The sequence below is a fragment of the Paenibacillus sp. FSL L8-0502 genome (genome assembly GCF_038593055.1).
In the GTDB taxonomy this organism is placed as follows: Bacteria; Bacillota; Bacilli; order Paenibacillales; family Paenibacillaceae; genus Paenibacillus; species Paenibacillus polymyxa_D.
On the sequence record NZ_CP151958.1, the window covers coordinates 2,573,829 to 2,591,269 of the forward strand.

Below are 17,441 nucleotides of genomic sequence, written 5' to 3' on the forward strand. Positions count from 1 at the left end.
CTTTGTTAATTAGTTTGTAAAAACACCGTATTTAGATACGGTGTTTTTTTGTATAGTAATCATCGGACCTCTTATGGTTATTTCTTTTTAGGGTCATAAGAATAACTGGGATATTTGACAACGGGCCATTTTACCTTTCGTAAATTTGAGATCACATCAGTACCTACATGTAAATTACTCTGAATCAGTTCTGTAGGCGTAAGGGCCATCCATTGATTCAAGGAAACATCTGCAAAACGGTCACTTTTAAACATTTCAAGAAACCAAAGTGTGCTGGAGCCTGTATTTTGAATGTAATGACCGTAAGCAAAAGGCACATATCCAACATCTCCGGCTCTAAAATCAAACGTACGGGCTGCACCATTACCGCCAAAGACAGTCATCCGTCCTTGCCCGGCAAGATAGTATTGCCATTCGTCATTATTAGGATGCCAGTGCATTTCTCGCATGGCGCCGGGCTCAATCTCAACAAGAGCAGCTGCAATGGTTTTGGAAATCGGAAAATTGGAGGAGTCGACGATTCGTACGCTTCCGCCCGGCGTTTTGATTGGGGGCTGGGCTAGTAATTCATGCTTGAAGGACTGAGGTATCGTACCATAGGGAGAGGAAACCGCTTGGCTTTGAAGAGAACCGGGAACGGAATCCTGATAGATATATACTTGGTCTTGAGGAATTGCTGCAAAATCAGCTTCTGGTACACCAAAATTTGCAGAAAGTACGTCTTTGGGAGTATGTGCGAACCAATCGGAGATGGATAGGGTGTTCAGATCGGAGAAACTACCATCATCAAAAACCAGCAAAAATTCGCACCCATCCTCAAGTCCCTGTATAGAGTGCGGAATGCCAGGAGGGAAATACCAGAGATCTCCGGGACCCACATCAGCAATAAAATTACGTCCATTTTGGTCTACTGCTGTAATGCGAGCACTTCCCAACAGCATATATGACCATTCCGCTTGCTGATGCCAGTGAAGCTCACGTACACCACCCGGTGTCAAACTCATATTCACCCCGGCAAGGGTTGTAGCAATAGGTAATTCCCTTACCGTTACTTCTCTTGACCACCCACCGTGATTAAGCTGCATATGGGCATCAGAAAAAGAAAATCTCATATTTGGAATGAGACCATTGTCCGTTACGGGGGGAACCAGCATATCGGGATTCTGTAGATCCCTCATCACATCACGTGGACCCTTGTCGATGCCCCCAGCACCATCACATCTGATGGGTTGGGGGATTCTTGCATTTTTAGGGCAATCATTATGCATCATTAAATCTTCCTCTCCAGGTTGAAGCTTGATGAAGTATGGGATAAGAAAATACGCATAAAGATTTTATGATCATGTAGTGAGTTTTATGCTGTATGCGTTAGATCTGTAAACTGAGCCTGAATGATTTGAGCTAAATCGTGCGGACTTAACTCCAGTTGGGTCCCAATTTTCCCACCGCTTACAACGATGGCTTCCAGTTCCAATGCAGGCTGGTCGATAAAAGTGGGGCAGAGCTTTTTCATTCCAATGGGGGAGCAGCCACCGCGAATATATCCCGTAAACTTTTGCAAATCCTTAACTGGAAGCATTTCAATTTTTTTCTCTCCCGCGGATTTGGCTGCTTTTTTGAGATCAAGCTCTTTATGTACAGGAATTACAAAAACAAACAGATTTTGTTTGCTGTGTGCAACCAAAGTTTTGAAAACTATCTCCGGGGCTCTATCGATTTTCTCAGCCACATTCATACCGTCTATTTTTCCATCTTGATGATCATAACTCAAAATATTGTATTGTATATGTTGCCCGTCCAATATGCGCATGGCGTTTGTTTTGCTGGCACTCATCTTATTTCTTCCTTTCTTTAGAGTTTTTCCAAGTGATCCACATAATCCTTTGCATCCTTAAGGGAAAGATCCTTAGCCGTTCTCAGTTCTTTTATGGCTTGAATCTTTTTTCCTTCCCTAATGAGCAGGAGCAACCTTTCATTGATATCTTCTGAAGCTCCTGCATCTAGAATATGTGGAGGAGAGGCAGGGATGGTGCCTGACAGCGATGTTCCTTGTATTCCTGAACGATTTTCTAGACGCTCCACGTCGGATTTCAAGTCATTAAGCCGAGATTGAAGGCTGTAGACCTTAATTAAAAGTATGACGGAGAGGAGCAATGCGATGATTGCTATATACTCAATAGCTGACAACAGAATTCCCCCCTATTTAAGTGACTTTCAACGCAGAAATGCTGCACTAAAAATTTATTTCTTATTTATAGTATAGCATGATGATAGAGGAGAAGAGGAAAAGGCGTACAAATTGACTTTTTACAGGCAGAGCGTTATATTACAACTTATTATAAACCTTTTAATAAATACTGGAAAAGGAGTGTATTCAAATACAACCAGTCTCCAATAACACCATTCGGGTTAAACAAATTAATGTAGAGTTAGTTAAAAACACACTGAAATCCAAGGAATATGCAACCAAGTCATCGATAGCCAGTATCACAGGTCTTAGTGTGGCAACCTGCGGAAATATTCTGAATGAGCTTCTTCAAACCGGGGAAGTATTAGAGACGGAATTGGAAGAGTCGAACGGCGGACGTCCGGCTAGACGTTACAAATATAACGCTGATTATTCTTATATTATCTGTTTAAATGTGAAAACGGAAGGCGGTATACATTCTCTTACTTATGCTGTTGCTAATTTGCTTGGTGATATCATCATCGAGAATACTTCCATTGTGCCTCATATTGATTATGAGGTCATAGAAACCAAAATTGGAGAGCTGATTAATAACTATGGAAACGTCAAAGCCATTGGAATTGGCATCCCCGGGGTTGTTCATCAAGGAATTATCGATGTTTGTGATCTCGACCTGCTCATAGGAGTCCCTGTAGGTCCACAGCTTCAAGATAAATACGGATTAGAAGTTACCATTGAAAATGATATGCATTTAACAGTCTACGGATTTTATAACATGCAGAATTATGATGAGGATAAAACCTTTGCTATTGTTACGTTTCCAAAAGACAATTTCCCCGGAGCGGGTTTTATTGTCGATGGACATATGTTAAAAGGAAATACCAAATTTGCGGGGGAAGTTTCCTTCTTACCTTTTGATTTAACAAGAGAGGAACAGCTTAAACAGTTAAATAGCACAGAGGGATTTGTTCCTCTGGCGATCCAAACGATAACTTCCATTATTGCAATTATAGACCCTGTATCTATCGCTTTGACTGGAGAGTTATCCAAGCCGAATCTGTTGGACGATATTTATAACGGCTGTCTAAAAGATGTACCCAAAGAACATATGCCCGAAATTTTTGTGAAAAACGATACTCATGATGAATACATGTTTGGGTTGATTTCAGTGACCCTTGAAAGTCTGACGTACAATTTGCAATTGGTGGAGAAAAGGAAATAGGGCATCGTTCAATAAAGCATGAGAGGATGAGATTAATGAATCAAAAATCGATTGCATGGACTACAGGGACATGGACTAATCATCCTGTATCATCCATAGAAGAAGACCAGTTCCTTAAAGTTGAAACCAGAGAAGGAAGCGACTACTGGGAAAAAACTTTGTATGGGTTTGAACGCAGTAGCGGACATTCCCTGCTTACAGACTGGGAAGAAGGCTCTGCCATCGAAGTCACGTTTCAATTAGGCTCATTTACGGAGCTTTACGATCAGGCCGGTATAATGCTGTATCAAGGACAACAAAAGTGGATTAAAGCCGGAATCGAATTAAATGACGGAATTCCTCAGCTGGCAGTCGTAGTCACAGATGGCTATTCCGATTGGTCATTAGCTCCTGTACCCGATTGGGTAGGGAAAAATGTCACGATCCGTGCTTCACAACTACAGGATGCGGTTATCATTAGAGCCCGAACCGAAAATCAAAGCTGGCGCACTGTACGTGTAGCACGTTTTCCTTATGAAACGGGACAACAGGCAGGTCCTTTTGCCTGCGCGCCGACTCGAGCCGGATTTCAGGTTATCTTTACACGCTGGGTAAGTACTGAACCAGATAGAGATATTCATGTAGATCCGCCATTTGAAGAATAGTCATTTTACTCAATATATAGAAGAGTTATAAATATGGGAGTAATTATTGGAGATAATACTATGATAAGCTCTGGATGTTTTTAAAATAAAACTTGACATGAAACGCGTTACAAACCTTAAGATTCAATTAGAAGTACTTTATAACACATTAGCATAGAGGTAACGTGTTTCTATCCTAGTTAATAAAAACATCAGCAAAGGCGGAGAAAATATGAGTACACAGTTTCCAAAAGATTTCCTGTGGGGCGGAGCAGTTGCTGCTAATCAGCTCGAAGGCGCTTATCAAGAAGATGGAAAAGGCTGGTCCATTCAGGATGTAACTCCTCGTGGTGGTTGGGGGCCCGTTACGGATGTACCCACAGAAGATAACATGAAATTGATCGGTATTGATTTTTATCATCATTATAAAGAAGATATCAAACTCTTCGCGGAAATGGGTTTCAAAGTATTCCGTACTTCTATCGCATGGTCACGTATTTTCCCTAAAGGTGACGAACTGGAGCCTAACGAAAAAGGCTTGCAATTTTATGATGATTTGTTTGATGAACTTCACAAATATGGAATTGAGCCACTCGTTACACTATCTCACTATGAAACACCTTTACATTTGTCCAGAGAATACGATGGTTGGGTAAACCGTAAGCTTGTTGATTTTTATGAGCGCTATGCTACAACTGTATTTAATCGCTACAAAGATAAAGTTAAATACTGGTTGACTTTCAATGAAATCAACTCCATTCTTGAAGCACCATTCATGAGTGGAGGAATTAGCACACCAAAAGATCAACTTAGTGAGCAAGATCTTTATCAAGCTATTCACCATGAGCTTGTAGCGAGTGCAAGAGCGGTAAAAATCGGTCATCAGATCAACCCTGATTTCAAAATTGGCTGTATGGTGCTGAGTATGCCTACTTATCCGCTGACACCAAATCCAGACGATGTCATTGCTGCGATGGAATTTGATCACAGAAACATGGCATTTGCCGATATTCACGCAAGAGGTCAATACCCAGGTTACATGAAACGTTTCTTTAAAGAAAACGGAATTACTATTCACTTTGAACCAAGTGATGCCGAAGATTTGAAACATACCGTTGATTTTATCTCGTTCAGCTATTATATGAGTACTTGTGAGACAGCTGACGAAGCTAAAAAAGTCAAAGGTGAAGGTAATATCCTTGGTGGTGTCATCAATCCGCATCTTGAGGCAAGTGAGTGGGGCTGGCAAATTGATCCGCAAGGTTTACGTTATGTCCTGAACACGTTCTATGATCGCTTCCAAAAACCACTATTCATCGTTGAAAATGGTCTGGGCGCCGTTGATGAACTGATTACAAATGAAAAAGGCGAAAAAACGGTTGAAGATGACTACCGGATCAACTACCTGAATGATCATTTGGTTCAAGTTGGAGAAGCTATTGAGGACGGAGTAGAGGTTTTGGGCTATACGTCTTGGGGATGTATTGACCTTGTCAGCGCATCGACCGCTCAGCTTAAGAAACGTTATGGCTACATTTACGTAGATCGTCACGATGATGGCAGCGGTACACTTGAAAGATATCCGAAGAAATCGTTCCATTGGTATAAAGAAGTTATTGCTACGAATGGTGAAAGCTTGAAACGTTAATTTATAAATAATCCAGTGATTAATTATATATAAATGAAGGCTTATAGATAGCGACCGCTTTTTTTCTTTTACGAAGCGGTTGCTAATTTTTTAGGGGTGTTAGAATTGGACAAAAATTAATTACTAATATATATTAAGACTTATTAAAACGATAATAATAACTATACAGAAAATAGAGTCCAGTATAAATTAATGATTTTTAATGATGAGGGCTACAGAAGGAGGAAAATAATGAAGATTGAGCATGTAGCGATCTGGGTGAGAGACTTAGAAAAGATGAAGAGTTTTTACGAGCAATACTTTGATGGGAAATCTAATGATAAATATTATAATGCGACAAAAGGGTTTGAGTCCTATTTTATCACTTTTGAGGATGGAGCAAGGTTAGAAGTTATGCGCAAAACGGGAGTAGATCATTCTCCACAGATCAATATTACGGGCTGGGCTCATGTGGCATTTTCCGTTGGAAGTAAAGCACTGGTGAATGAAAAGACAGAGCAGCTCATGCTTGCAGGATATGAAGTAGTGGGTCAGCCAAGATTGACAGGTGACGGCTATTATGAAAGCGTAATTAAAGATCCAGAAGGTAATTTAGTGGAAATTTCAATGTGAGTAGCTTTTCAGTTCTGAAGAGTGAGCATGTGGAATCCTACAATGAAGCTTTAAAAGAAATCTGACTTCTGTATCTAAATAAGCGAAGCGAGGATGGATCGGTGGTAATGTGCCTTCTGGTGTGATTGCGGTTGAAAACCCTTGCAAGGTCACCCGTAAAATCACCGAAGATGATAAGTACAAATATAAAAGGAATAACAATAAACTACAGCTCACTCGGAGCTGTAGTTTATTGTCTTAAAAAGAGTATGACCAAACGAAAGAACATTTTTGCACAGATTTGTTTAGGGAATAATGCAATAATGTGCTTAAGTAGAATATTTTCAGCCTATTCAGAAAGGAAAGAATAATTATGAAATTGATGTTTATATCAGATATTCACGGCTCACTGCATTGGTTGCAATTGGCACTGGAAAAGTTCAGGGAGGAGAAAGCCGATCGTCTTGTCCTGCTCGGAGATTATATGTACCACGGACCACGTAATCCGTTACCAGAAGGGTATAATCCGGCAGAAGTCGCCGCACTGCTGAATAAGCACAAGTCCCATATTACGGTTTCTGTGCGCGGAAATTGCGATGCAGAGGTGGATCAGATGCTGCTGGAGTTTCCTATGATGGGTGATTATGCTTTGCTATACCATGAAGGACGGAGAATCTATGTCACGCACGGACATGGCTTTAGTATCGGAAATTTACCACCACTAGAAGCGGGAGATGTGTTTATCCAGGGACATACTCATATTCCGGTAGCGGATGTGGAAAATGGGATCTTTATACTGAACCCCGGTTCGATCTCGCTGCCAAAAGAAAACTATCCATCCTCTTACGGTGTGTTGGAGGGGGCACAATTCACTGTGAAGGATTTTGATGGGAATACAGTGAAAGCAATCACATTTTCAAAGTAATTTACTCCAATGTGAATGTAAATTATTGAAAGTTTTCCGCTTCGATTGAGACAAAGATCATATTATTGTATGATAGGAGCGGAGTCTACATTATGAAAAAGAAAGAGAGCTTCAATACATGCAAATTAAGGATTCACATTATAAGATGCCGCCTGAATGGGCGCCACATGAACGCACGTATATTTCTTGGCCTGTAAAATCTTCAATGGTTTACCCGGATATGCATGCTGATGTATGCAAGGGCTATGCCGGAATTGTACGCGCCATGGCGGAATTTGAACCAGTTACTGTGGTCGTAAATCCGGAAGATTTGGAGAGCGTTAAGGCGCTTGAACTTGGGGAACGGGTAGAACTGCTGTCGATTGAGCACAGCGATGCGTGGCTGCGTGATAACGGCCCTACTTTTCTCACAGACGAGCATGGTCAGTTGGCAGGTGTTAACTGGAAGTTTAACGCCTGGGGTGGCAAATACGCCCCATGGGACCTGGATGACCAGGTTGCACCGCAAATTTTGGACAAACTTGGAGTTCCACGGTTTGATGCACCGGTTGTGATGGAAGGCGGCTCACTGCACGTAGATGGCGAAGGCACACTGATTACAACCGAAGAGTGTTTGCTCAATTCCAACCGAAATCCGGAATTAAGCAGAGAAGAAATTGAACGGCATGTATGTGAGTATACAGGTGCCGAGAAGATAATATGGCTAAAACGTGGTCTTAGTGGCGACGAAACAGACGGTCATGTGGACAATATTGCTTGTTTTGCAGCTCCTGGCAAGGTCATTATGCAAGTGTGTGATGATCCTGAGGATGAAAATTACGAAATCACGCAGGAAAACCTGCGCATTCTGGAGCAAGCAACGGATGCCAAAGGCCGTAAGCTGGAAGTGATTCGAATCGGTCAGCCGCCGCGTGTGGATTATGAAGACAGCCGATTGACACTGAGTTATATTAACTTCTATTTTGTGAATGGCGGTATTATTTTGCCAGTGTTCGGCGGCACTGCCGCTGAGAGTGATCTTGCAGCTGAGCAAGTGCTGGCAAATGTATTCCCAGATCGCACCATTCGTACTGTAGACGGTATGGCGGTCATCCGTGAAGGCGGTAACGTGCACTGTACGACCCAGCAGATGCCTGCTGTAAAGCGTTGAACGATACAACATCTAAAAGGAGGACTAAAGTGAGAAAAGTAAAAGTTGCAGCAACTCAAATGAGCTGTTCTACCAATATCGAAGAAAATATTAGTAAAGCAGAGAAGTTAGTACGTGAAGCGGCTGCGCAGGGCGCACAAATTATTTTGCTACAGGAGTTGTTCGAGACTCCATATTTCTGCCAGAAGGAAAAGTCTGATTATTATTCATATGCCACTGAGCTGGAGCACAACAAAGCGGTTAACCATTTTAGGAAAATCGCCAAAGAATTACAGGTTGTGCTGCCAATCAGCTTCTATGAAAAGAAAAACTACGCGCGCTACAACAGTCTTGCCGTCATTGACGCAGACGGTGAAGTGTTAGGTAAATACCGCAAAAGCCACATCCCGGACGGTCCTGGGTATGAGGAAAAATTTTATTTTAATCCGGGCGATACCGGTTTTAAAGTATGGAATACACGTTATGCCAAAATTGGGGTAGGCGTGTGCTGGGACCAATGGTATCCTGAGGCGGCCCGCTGTATGGCGCTCATGGGCGCAGAACTTTTGTTCTATCCGACAGCTATTGGCTCGGAACCGCAGGATTCTGCCATTGATTCCAAGGCTCACTGGCAGACTTGCATGCTGGGTCATGCGGCTTCCAACCTGATTCCAGTCATAGCTTCCAATCGGATCGGAACTGAAACGGACGAAGACTCCAGTATTACATTCTACGGTTCATCCTTTATTGCCGGACATCAAGGTAACAAGATCGCAGAAGCGGGTCGTACCGATGAAGAAGTGCTTACTGCTGAATTTGACCTGGATGAGCTGGAAGTAGGACGGATTGAATGGGGCATTTTCCGTGACCGTCGTCCTGAACTGTACAATATGATTGCCACCTATGATGGTGATTTAAAAGTATAATCTTGATACGGATAGACAAGTCTCCCTTGACGTCAAGCCGGGGTGTTTCCTTTCATTGGACTCACCCGGCTTTTCGGGCAGGGGATTTTTGGTTTCTGAATGGAGCACTTCTAGTGATGGATAGGAGGAAAGAAAACAGCAATGAGACATAAGGGGATAGACCAATCACTCGCACAGTTCTCAACTTCGACAGAAGAGGATCAAGAGTGGGAATACTCGAATGAAAGAGATATGGCTATTCTGGGCTTGTGGGACGAATACACACTATCTGCTCAGCGTTTATGTGAACGAATGGCTACCGAAACCCACCAATTCAGACCTTCTGAGTTCGACCCGTTCCCAACTCAGTTTGAATGGCTGGAACAGAAAGAAACAGACTTGATTATTGATGGAATATGGTCAGCTGATTTGCATGGTGATCATTGTCTGTTTATGAATATTGGGGAGCATCACCCAGAACGGCATACATCTATTGAGGCTTATATTTACGATACCCAGGTCATCGACGAAGGATTTTTCCTTAAATATCTGAATACCTCTCCTAAAGCCTCAGCCTACGCACCTTTATTCGAAGTAAATGGATATACCACAATGTGTGGACTGCTGGACAGATACGTTAGGGGAGGGATTTTGGTACGTGTACCCAACGGTTTTAAAAGAACAGCTCGGTAGATGGATACCAGAATATAAGCATGATTTTTCCACACCAAAGGGACATTCCTCACAGGATTGTTCCTTTTTTATTTTATTTATAACTCCAGTTAATCTATAGATTGAAACTATGATTTAGTACATAAAATAGCATTAGAATTTATGGATTAGATGATATAAAATCAAGTCATAAGGAATGATCGTACTCAATAACATCTCGATATTCCCAAAAGTGAAATAAATCACATATGAGAATGCTTTAATGGAAGCTTGAACATGAAATTTGTACACTCGCAAGGAGGAAGAACAATGAACCACTATCCTGCTATCTTTGAACCTCTAACCATACGACGCATGACCTTGAAAAATCGGATTGTTATGCCCCCAATGGGAACTAACTTTGCTGCCATGGACGGAAGCTTTGTTCAGGATCATATTGACTATTACGTGCAACGGGCCAAAGGTGGTACCGGCTTGATAACAGTAGAAAATGTTTGTCTGGATTTCCCAATGGGTACAAACGGAACAACCCAGCTGCGTATGGATAACGATCAGTTTATTCCCGGACTGTTTAGATTAACAGAAGCCCTACACTCTTATGGAGCTTGTGTTTCTGTACAAATTAACCATGCGGGTGCTTCAGCTTATGCGGGACGACTGAACGGAATTCAGCCTGTATCTTCTTCCAATATTCCTTCTAAAAAGGGCGGAGCGATTCCAAGACCTTTGCAAAAAGAAGAAATTTACGCCATTGTGCGCAAATACGGAGAAGCAGCGGGAAGAGCGCAACGAGCAGGATTTGACTGTGTTGAAATTCATGCGGGACACTCCTACTTGCTGAGTCAGTTTCTTTCGCCGATGTATAATAAACGCACGGATGAATTTGGCGGCAGTGCAGAAAACCGTACCCGTTTTGCCAGATTAGTCATTGATGAAATTCGTTCAGTGGTAGGCCCATTCTTCCCTATTTGCTTACGTTTTAGCGCGGAAGAGTTCACAGAAGGTGGGAACACACTGGAAGATACACTCGAGTTATTGGAGTATCTTAATGATGAGGTAGATATTTTGAATGTTTCTGCTGCTCTGAATGATTCCATCCAGTTCCAGATTGACGGGATGAACCTGCCAGATGGTTGGCGCTCATATATGGCCAAAGCGGTAAAAGAAAAATTCGGGAAGGTAACGATGACCTCAGGTAATATTCGGAGCCCACAGGCTGCGCAGGATATTTTGGTGAGAGGTGACGCGGATCTTCTGGCAATGGGTAGAGGCTTGATTGCAGAACCGAACTGGGTGCTTAAAGTGCAAAACGGCTACGAACATTTGCTTAGAAAATGTATCTCTTGCAACATTGGTTGTGCCGATCATCGTATCTCCAAAAGTAAACCGATTTGCTGTACGGTAAATCCGGATCTGTTCAAGGAAGCTGAATACCGGAAACAACGTGTTAAAAACAATGTTCAGGTTGTTGTGATCGGTGGGGGTACCGCTGGGATGGAAGCAGCATGTACGGCAGCCGAAGTAGGCTGCAAAGTAACCCTCTTTGAGGAGAAACCAGAGTTGGGCGGTTTGGCCCGTGATATTGCCCGCTTGCCAGACAAAACACGCATCAATGATTTCCCTGATTATCTGATTCAACGCACCAAACAGTTAACCAATCTGAACATTGTAACAGGGAGCCGAGCCGATTTGGCGATGATTAGTGCCCTGAATCCTGATATTATTGTCAATGCGACGGGGGCCATACCACTTCTTCCGCCTATTGCAGGTTTGCATGAGCAACTGGGCAAACCGGGGACAAAAGTGTTCTCCATCTTTGATCTTTTGCACAACATGGAGAAATTCCAGGAGTTTGAAGGTAAACGCATTGCTGTAGTTGGTGGCGGGGCTGTGGGACTGGATGTCGTCGAATATTACGCAGAGCGTGGAGCACAAGAGGTTTCCATTATTGAGATGATGCCGCTACTCGGTAAAGATCTGGATATGATTACCCGAATCTCCATGATGAAAATGGTAGAGGAGCGGGAAGTGAACGTCCATACGGAAACAGCTTTGACAGAAGTGTGTAGCGACCGTTTCAAAGTAAAGCATGGAGAACAGGAGTTTGAGATTCCTTTTGATCTTGGATTCGTATGCTTGGGTATGCGTTCATACAGTCCGCTGATGGACAGCTTGCTCGAATATGGTAAAAAACATCAAGTAGAAGTTATTAATATTGGGGATAGTAAACAAGCTCGTCGTATTATTGATGGTACACGTGAAGGTCGCAATATTCTCAAAACCATTCAACGGGTAGACGAATTTAAACATGAGTTTTCGTATTCTTACTGATTTTATAATATAAGTGATGGGTGTTCACGATGGCAACTCAGTGAATATTGAGGTTGAAGAGACAGCTTGTCTTTTCAGCCTTTTTTATTTGAGTTTTTTCTGGAAGAAGATTGATTCCTCTGTCATTTCAAAGGTAAACTATGGAAAGCATATAGTAAGTTAGTAAGTAAGGCTATTTTAACGTGGGGGGATGAGCGTGAATCAACTCTTTAGTGAAATACCGGGTGCCAGCAAGTGGAGCAACGTGGAAGAGATTCATAGAGGCTGGTCCAGTGACAAAAAATATTATATTCGAACCACTGATGGTAGAGACTTGCTGCTAAGAATGGCGGATATGGTTCATTATGATAAAAAGAAACGCGAGTTTGAAGCTGTAAAAAAGCTGAATCACGTGGAGAATCTGTTCATGTCCCGGCCGCTTGAATTTGGGTTTTGTAATGAGGGTCAATCTGTATATTCCTTGTTCACCTGGATCGAAGGGAAAGATGCTGAAGAGATGATCCCCACGTTAGCTGCAGCACAACAGTATCAACTTGGAGTTCAAGCGGGAGATGCATTGAAAAAAATGCATGAGATTCATGCAGAGCCAGATCGAGCCCCATGGGCTGAGCATTATAATGGCAAAATCAACAGGTATATTACAAACTATAAGTCATGCGGTATTTTCTTAAAGGGAGCAGATCAAGCCATAAGCTTTATTGAGCAAAACCGTCATCTATTAGAAAATCGTCCTCAAACATTTCAGCATGGGGATTATCATGTGGGCAATATGGTGGTTACCCCATCTGGTGAACTGGGTATCATCGATTTTAATAGAATGGACTATGGTGATCCTTGGGAAGAATTCAATAGAATTACCTGGTGTGCAGCATTAAGTCCTTTATTCGCTTCGGGCCGAATCCACGGTTATTTTAATAACAATGTACCTGATTTATTTTTTAGATTAATGGCTCTGTATATTGCAAGCAATCAGCTTTCATCGATCCACTGGGCCATTCCATTTGGCAAAGAAGAGGTAGACGATATGGTGCAACGAGCTGAAGAGGTATTGGAGGCATATGATGACTTTCAATCCTATATACCGAAATGGTACCTGCCCAGTTACCGCGACTTGTAAATATGAAGACCGCTGCTCCTGGGAGTGACGGTCTATTTTTAGCATTCTATTATCGTCACTTTTAGCTTAACGGTAGAACCTTTGGCAGAAACGGAGGAGGCCTTTACGCTGTTACCTTCACTAATGGATTGACCTGCCACCTGGACAGCAATGGCCTAATCGTGCCTACGTGATCGTTGTATACCAAGGTTGCTTGTTGAAACGTAACGATAAACGTTGATGTTGCTGAAGCTGCGAGCGCGTACGTTCCATTGAACATCAGGGATACCACTACCCATAGAATAGCCGATGCTTTCGTCCATATGACTTGAATTTATTTAGTAGAGAGAGGGAAGGGAAAATCTGATGAAAAAAATATATAGCGAACAAGAACTCATAGATATGACGATTAAACTGCTTGAACAAACTTCAATATATGAAGAGCAGTATGAGCAATATGTAAGACGACCTTTCTGTACGGATTTTTATGATGATCTGAGTCCGTATGTGCAAGTGAGCAAGCGGGGTTATACGCTCCAAATGTATGAAAGAGGCATACAGATGCTGAACAAGCTTACGAAAGAGGAAGAGGATGTGATTTATTGGATCATCGAAGATACAATTCACATCATTGCCCATCTGAATCTGCTTCGCAAATATAAAGTGGATAACATAAATACTCATTTAAAATATACAAAGGAGATCATGAAGGAGCTGACAACTTCAATGAACAAAGCATTTTATGAAATTGGAGGAATCTATCAGGAATGGCATGAAGCGAATAGAAGAGCAACACTGGAGAACCCATTAAAGTAAAACAAAACAAGAAACAGTTGACAATCAGTGAGGTAAAATTTACAATTTTATATTAGTGATAATGATTATCAATATCATTAATTTTAAGTATGCTTTGCACTTACTATATTTCAAAGGAGATTTGCAACATGCATCGTATGATGAACAAGAAGTTTCACATGATTTTATGTGCACTATTCGTAGTGATTTTCGTTATTTCAGGTTGTGGGAATGCTGGCAGCTCCTCTGATTCATCTGCTAAATCCGCGTCGTCCACGAAGGAAGAGGTAAGCAGTGATTCTGATACACGTACAGTCTCTACGGTAAAAGGAGATGTGAAGGTGCCCGCTAATCCTCAACGGGTAGTCGTGAACTGGTATGTTGGCGATGTATTTACACTAGGGATTAAGCCGGCCGCAGTCATGGGGTGGAAACAAGAAACGATGCCTTTTTACGATAAGTTTAGCGACGTCCCCAATATTGAAAAGTGGGAAACTGAGGAAATTATGAAGTATGATCCTGATCTTATCATTACATATGATACAAAGGATTATGATAAGCTGTCTAAAATTGCGCCTGTTCTTGTGATACCTGAGGATAAAATGACCTCCCTAGAACGTTTGAAATTTCTTGGTCAGGCCACAGGACATGAAGCAGAAGCGGACAAAGTGATTTCACTGTTTGAAAGCAAGCTGAGTCAGGCCAAAGAAAAACTAAATTCCGACATATTCAAGGACAAAACGTTTAGCATTTTCGAGGACTGGGGCAGTGGCTCCTACGGAATTTATTATGAAACAGGCTCACGCGGAGGAACGTTGCTTTACAATTATCTTGGACTTCACAAACCGGAAAAGCTCAACACATTGGTTAAAAACTCCGGAGAGAATCGTGGTTCTTTATCCTACGAGGTAGCTGCTGAATACTTTGGAGATTATGTCCTTTGGTTTAAGCAGGAAGGCAAGGAATCCGAATATGCGAAGACAAAAATCTGGAGCAGCATTCCAGCCGTTAAAAACGGACATATCATCGAAATTCCAGCGAAATATGCAGGACTGTTCTATTATTCGGACGTTGCTAGTATGACGGGACAGCTAGATTATATGATTAGCAAATTGCTGGAACAGACGAAGTAATGATGCATAATTGACCAACTAAGGGTGTAATCGATGTCTACTCACAAAGAACCAAATAAAAAAGGAATATTTCATTTTATAGGCTGCATGATCGTGGGCGTGTTCCTGCTTCTGGTGGTTACCGCAGCATCCATTACCTTTGGTGCTGCTGAAATGAGCTTGAAGCTGGCGTGGGGGGCTATATTTCAGTTTGATCCCTACATTACGGAACATCAGATTATTCACACCTTGCGGTTTCCACGCACCGTGGCAGATATCATGGTAGGGTGTAGCTTGGCTGTGTGTGGGGCGATTATGCAGGGAACCACTCGTAATCCACTAGCGGATTCGGGACTCATTGGCATAAGCTCAGGCTCGACATTTGCTATTGCGTTATGTATGGCCTTTTTGCCTGGTCGCACCTACGGAGAAACCATGCTGTATTCTTGCCTAGGTGCAGCAATCACTACGGGCATTACGTATTACATCGCATCTATAGGCAAGCGAGGCATGACGCCTCAGCGACTGGTACTGGCAGGAATGTCCATCTCCATGCTTTTTGGTGCATTTAGTACGTTTATCGCTATTAAGTATGAGATTGGCCAAGCCCTTGATTACTGGTCTGCTGGTGGTACAGCCAGTGCCAAGTGGGGTGAACTAGCTTTCATTGCACCACTGTTTGTAGTGGGTTTGGTCTGTGCCATCGCGCTTTCTCCCTCAATTACGATTTTGAGCTTCGGGGAGGATGTAGCATCAGGCTTGGGTATTCGTGCCAATAGGATTAAGTTGTTTTCAACCCTAATTGTATTAATTCTAACAGGATTATCGGTAATTGTGGTCGGTCCTGTTGGCTTCGTGGGTTTGATCGTGCCACACATTATGCGCCATCTGGTCGGAACGGATTATCGGTATATTATCCCGGCCTCAGCTTTGTATGGAGCAGTCTTTCTGTTGGCAGCGGATTTACTTGGACGACTGATCAATCGCCCTCACGAAACACCCCTTGGCATTATTTTTGCCTTGGTGGGCGTACCCTATTTTCTCTACCTTGTGCGCAAGCAAAGGAGGGAGTTTAGTTGAAGCTGTCCCGCAATAGCAGGGGTATTAGCATTATTTTACTGTTAGTAGTGCTGACGCTGTTAGTGGCTATACTCAGTATGAATGTTGGGAAAATGAACCTTTCTCCACTCGAAGTTTTCAAGGTCATCATGGGCGAAGGAACGAGCAAACAGAACCTGATCGTGTTTGACTTTCGACTGCCACGTATTGTGCTTTCTATATTGGTAGGTATTGGCATGGGGATATCAGGCTGTATCATGCAAAGCTTGCTCAAAAACGACATGGCCAGTCCCGGGACACTCGGCATCAGCTCAGGCTCGGGGCTATTTGTACTTATGTATATTACGTTGTTCGCTAGTGAAGGATTGCTATCGCCGATTCTTCTTCCAGGGTTAGCTTTTGCAGGCGGCCTCACGGCAGCTTTCTTGATTTTTATGTTTGCTTTCAGGCGGGGAAGAGACATCTCGCCTACAGGCCTAATTTTAACCGGTGTCGCTATGGGGAGTGGCTACAGCGCATTATCTCTGATGTTGACACTCCGGCTAGACAAGCAACAGTATGACTTTGCTCTGAGATGGCAGGCTGGAGACCTGTGGGGGGACGACTGGAGCTATATTATGGTGCTGCTCCCGTGGGTGTTTATCATCTGTTTTTACGTTTTTTACAGGTCTAACACACTCAATACGTTGAATTTGGGGAATCAGACAGCATCGGGCCTCGGTGTAGCAATTAAAAGGGAGTTTATCGGCTTGACGATTGCTGCCGTTGCGCTCGCTTCTGGTAGCGTGGCACTTGGAGGGAATTTCTTTTTTGTAGGCATGGTCAGTCCCCATCTAGCGCGCAAGCTAGTAGGGCCCAATCATAAGCTATTGCTACCTACGACAGCATTAGTTGGTGCACTCGTCATTTTGATTGCTGACACACTTACTCGGACGATAAGCTTTGGTGCAGATATTCCAACCGGAATTATTATCACCATACTGGTTACCCCTTATTTCCTTTACTTGCTGTCGAAAGCTAGTTAAATGCAGAATAATGAAAAGACGCTAACCCCTGTCCATGCAAAATATGGCTGGGTTAACGTCTTTTTTCGCGTTACTACTTAGGTCTCCTTGCGGAAAGATAATTCTTTCTCGCATTCTGTT

General features: G+C 42.7%; 18 protein-coding genes. 14 read left to right on the forward strand and 4 right to left on the reverse strand.

Going from position 1 to position 17,441, the window contains the following annotated elements:
• Positions 1-77: 77 nt before the first annotated feature.
• The 3 genes from NSQ57_RS11460 to NSQ57_RS11470 all read right to left on the reverse strand — a co-directional run bounded on the left by NSQ57_RS11460 (position 78) and on the right by NSQ57_RS11470 (position 2,187).
• A complete protein-coding gene (locus tag NSQ57_RS11460; protein ID WP_069011190.1) occupies positions 78-1,268 on the reverse strand; it encodes an oxalate decarboxylase family bicupin in 1,191 nt (396 codons plus the stop codon).
• A gap of 86 nt (positions 1,269-1,354) precedes the next feature.
• Positions 1,355-1,834: a Cys-tRNA(Pro) deacylase gene (gene ybaK, locus NSQ57_RS11465; protein ID WP_342426045.1), complete on the reverse strand. Its 480-nt coding sequence runs from the start codon at positions 1,832-1,834 to the stop codon at positions 1,355-1,357.
• A 17-nt stretch (positions 1,835-1,851) separates the two neighbouring features.
• Positions 1,852-2,187: a ribosomal protein L7/L12 gene (locus NSQ57_RS11470; RefSeq protein WP_069011188.1), complete on the reverse strand. Its 336-nt coding sequence runs from the start codon at positions 2,185-2,187 to the stop codon at positions 1,852-1,854.
• Between the two features lie 314 nt (positions 2,188-2,501).
• Here NSQ57_RS11470 and NSQ57_RS11475 point away from each other — a divergent pair, with 314 nt between their 5' ends.
• From NSQ57_RS11475 to NSQ57_RS11520, 10 genes are all read left to right on the forward strand, one after another.
• Positions 2,502-3,410: an ROK family protein gene (locus tag NSQ57_RS11475; protein ID WP_342426046.1), complete on the forward strand. Its 909-nt coding sequence runs from the start codon at positions 2,502-2,504 to the stop codon at positions 3,408-3,410.
• A 35-nt stretch (positions 3,411-3,445) separates the two neighbouring features.
• A complete protein-coding gene (locus tag NSQ57_RS11480; protein ID WP_029515109.1) occupies positions 3,446-4,054 on the forward strand; it encodes a DUF1349 domain-containing protein in 609 nt (202 codons plus the stop codon).
• A 211-nt stretch (positions 4,055-4,265) separates the two neighbouring features.
• Positions 4,266-5,681, forward strand: coding sequence for a glycoside hydrolase family 1 protein (locus tag NSQ57_RS11485; RefSeq protein ID WP_029515108.1), 1,416 nt, complete (start codon positions 4,266-4,268; stop codon positions 5,679-5,681).
• 231 nt (positions 5,682-5,912) lie between these two features.
• Entirely contained in the window at positions 5,913-6,293 is a 381-nt protein-coding gene (locus tag NSQ57_RS11490) for a VOC family protein (protein ID WP_069011186.1), read from the forward strand.
• A gap of 352 nt (positions 6,294-6,645) precedes the next feature.
• Positions 6,646-7,197, forward strand: coding sequence for a phosphodiesterase (gene yfcE, locus NSQ57_RS11495; protein WP_342426047.1), 552 nt, complete (start codon positions 6,646-6,648; stop codon positions 7,195-7,197).
• A 118-nt stretch (positions 7,198-7,315) separates the two neighbouring features.
• Positions 7,316-8,347 carry an agmatine deiminase family protein gene (locus tag NSQ57_RS11500; RefSeq protein ID WP_069011185.1) on the forward strand — a complete coding sequence of 344 codons (1,032 nt, stop codon included), beginning with the start codon at positions 7,316-7,318 and terminating at the stop codon, positions 8,345-8,347.
• Positions 8,348-8,376: 29 nt separating this feature from the next.
• Positions 8,377-9,252, forward strand: coding sequence for an N-carbamoylputrescine amidase (gene aguB / locus NSQ57_RS11505; RefSeq protein WP_342426048.1), 876 nt, complete (start codon positions 8,377-8,379; stop codon positions 9,250-9,252).
• Between the two features lie 141 nt (positions 9,253-9,393).
• A complete protein-coding gene (locus NSQ57_RS11510) occupies positions 9,394-9,924 on the forward strand; it encodes a hypothetical protein (RefSeq protein WP_342426049.1) in 531 nt (176 codons plus the stop codon).
• A 288-nt stretch (positions 9,925-10,212) separates the two neighbouring features.
• Positions 10,213-12,234 carry an NAD(P)/FAD-dependent oxidoreductase gene (locus tag NSQ57_RS11515; RefSeq protein WP_029515097.1) on the forward strand — a complete coding sequence of 674 codons (2,022 nt, stop codon included), beginning with the start codon at positions 10,213-10,215 and terminating at the stop codon, positions 12,232-12,234.
• 196 nt (positions 12,235-12,430) lie between these two features.
• Positions 12,431-13,351: a phosphotransferase family protein gene (locus NSQ57_RS11520; RefSeq protein ID WP_029515095.1), complete on the forward strand. Its 921-nt coding sequence runs from the start codon at positions 12,431-12,433 to the stop codon at positions 13,349-13,351.
• Between the two features lie 103 nt (positions 13,352-13,454).
• Here the strand turns inward: NSQ57_RS11520 and NSQ57_RS11525 are convergent, their stop codons facing one another.
• Positions 13,455-13,610: a hypothetical protein gene (locus tag NSQ57_RS11525; protein WP_245231687.1), complete on the reverse strand. Its 156-nt coding sequence runs from the start codon at positions 13,608-13,610 to the stop codon at positions 13,455-13,457.
• Positions 13,611-13,696: 86 nt separating this feature from the next.
• Here NSQ57_RS11525 and NSQ57_RS11530 point away from each other — a divergent pair, with 86 nt between their 5' ends.
• The 4 genes from NSQ57_RS11530 (at position 13,697) to NSQ57_RS11545 (ending at position 17,321) form a co-directional block, all read left to right on the forward strand.
• Positions 13,697-14,146, forward strand: a complete 450-nt coding sequence (locus tag NSQ57_RS11530) for an Imm63 family immunity protein (RefSeq protein WP_029515094.1) — start codon at positions 13,697-13,699, stop codon at positions 14,144-14,146.
• 128 nt (positions 14,147-14,274) lie between these two features.
• Positions 14,275-15,258, forward strand: coding sequence for an ABC transporter substrate-binding protein (locus tag NSQ57_RS11535; protein WP_069011183.1), 984 nt, complete (start codon positions 14,275-14,277; stop codon positions 15,256-15,258).
• 33 nt (positions 15,259-15,291) lie between these two features.
• On the forward strand, positions 15,292-16,317 hold the full coding sequence (locus tag NSQ57_RS11540) for an iron ABC transporter permease (protein WP_069011182.1): 1,026 nt from the start codon (positions 15,292-15,294) through the stop codon (positions 16,315-16,317).
• Positions 16,314-17,321 (forward strand): iron ABC transporter permease, encoded by a 1,008-nt coding sequence (locus tag NSQ57_RS11545; RefSeq protein ID WP_029515089.1) that lies wholly within the window; start codon positions 16,314-16,316, stop codon positions 17,319-17,321. The genes NSQ57_RS11540 and NSQ57_RS11545 overlap by 4 nt, the downstream gene beginning before the upstream one ends.
• Positions 17,322-17,441 lie beyond the last annotated feature (120 nt).

Coding starts and splice junctions, on each gene's coding strand:
- NSQ57_RS11530 (WP_029515094.1), top strand. CDS start 13,697: ATGAAAAAAATATATAGCGAACAAGAACTCATAGATATGACGATTAAA.
- NSQ57_RS11460 (WP_069011190.1), bottom strand. CDS start 1,268: ATGCATAATGATTGCCCTAAAAATGCAAGAATCCCCCAACCCATCAGA.
- NSQ57_RS11490 (WP_069011186.1), top strand. CDS start 5,913: ATGAAGATTGAGCATGTAGCGATCTGGGTGAGAGACTTAGAAAAGATG.
- NSQ57_RS11540 (WP_069011182.1), top strand. CDS start 15,292: ATGTCTACTCACAAAGAACCAAATAAAAAAGGAATATTTCATTTTATA.
- NSQ57_RS11525 (WP_245231687.1), bottom strand. CDS start 13,610: ATGTTCAATGGAACGTACGCGCTCGCAGCTTCAGCAACATCAACGTTT.
- NSQ57_RS11480 (WP_029515109.1), top strand. CDS start 3,446: ATGAATCAAAAATCGATTGCATGGACTACAGGGACATGGACTAATCAT.
- NSQ57_RS11510 (WP_342426049.1), top strand. CDS start 9,394: ATGAGACATAAGGGGATAGACCAATCACTCGCACAGTTCTCAACTTCG.
- NSQ57_RS11535 (WP_069011183.1), top strand. CDS start 14,275: ATGCATCGTATGATGAACAAGAAGTTTCACATGATTTTATGTGCACTA.
- yfcE (WP_342426047.1), top strand. CDS start 6,646: ATGAAATTGATGTTTATATCAGATATTCACGGCTCACTGCATTGGTTG.
- NSQ57_RS11485 (WP_029515108.1), top strand. CDS start 4,266: ATGAGTACACAGTTTCCAAAAGATTTCCTGTGGGGCGGAGCAGTTGCT.
- NSQ57_RS11515 (WP_029515097.1), top strand. CDS start 10,213: ATGAACCACTATCCTGCTATCTTTGAACCTCTAACCATACGACGCATG.
- ybaK (WP_342426045.1), bottom strand. CDS start 1,834: ATGAGTGCCAGCAAAACAAACGCCATGCGCATATTGGACGGGCAACAT.
- NSQ57_RS11500 (WP_069011185.1), top strand. CDS start 7,316: ATGCAAATTAAGGATTCACATTATAAGATGCCGCCTGAATGGGCGCCA.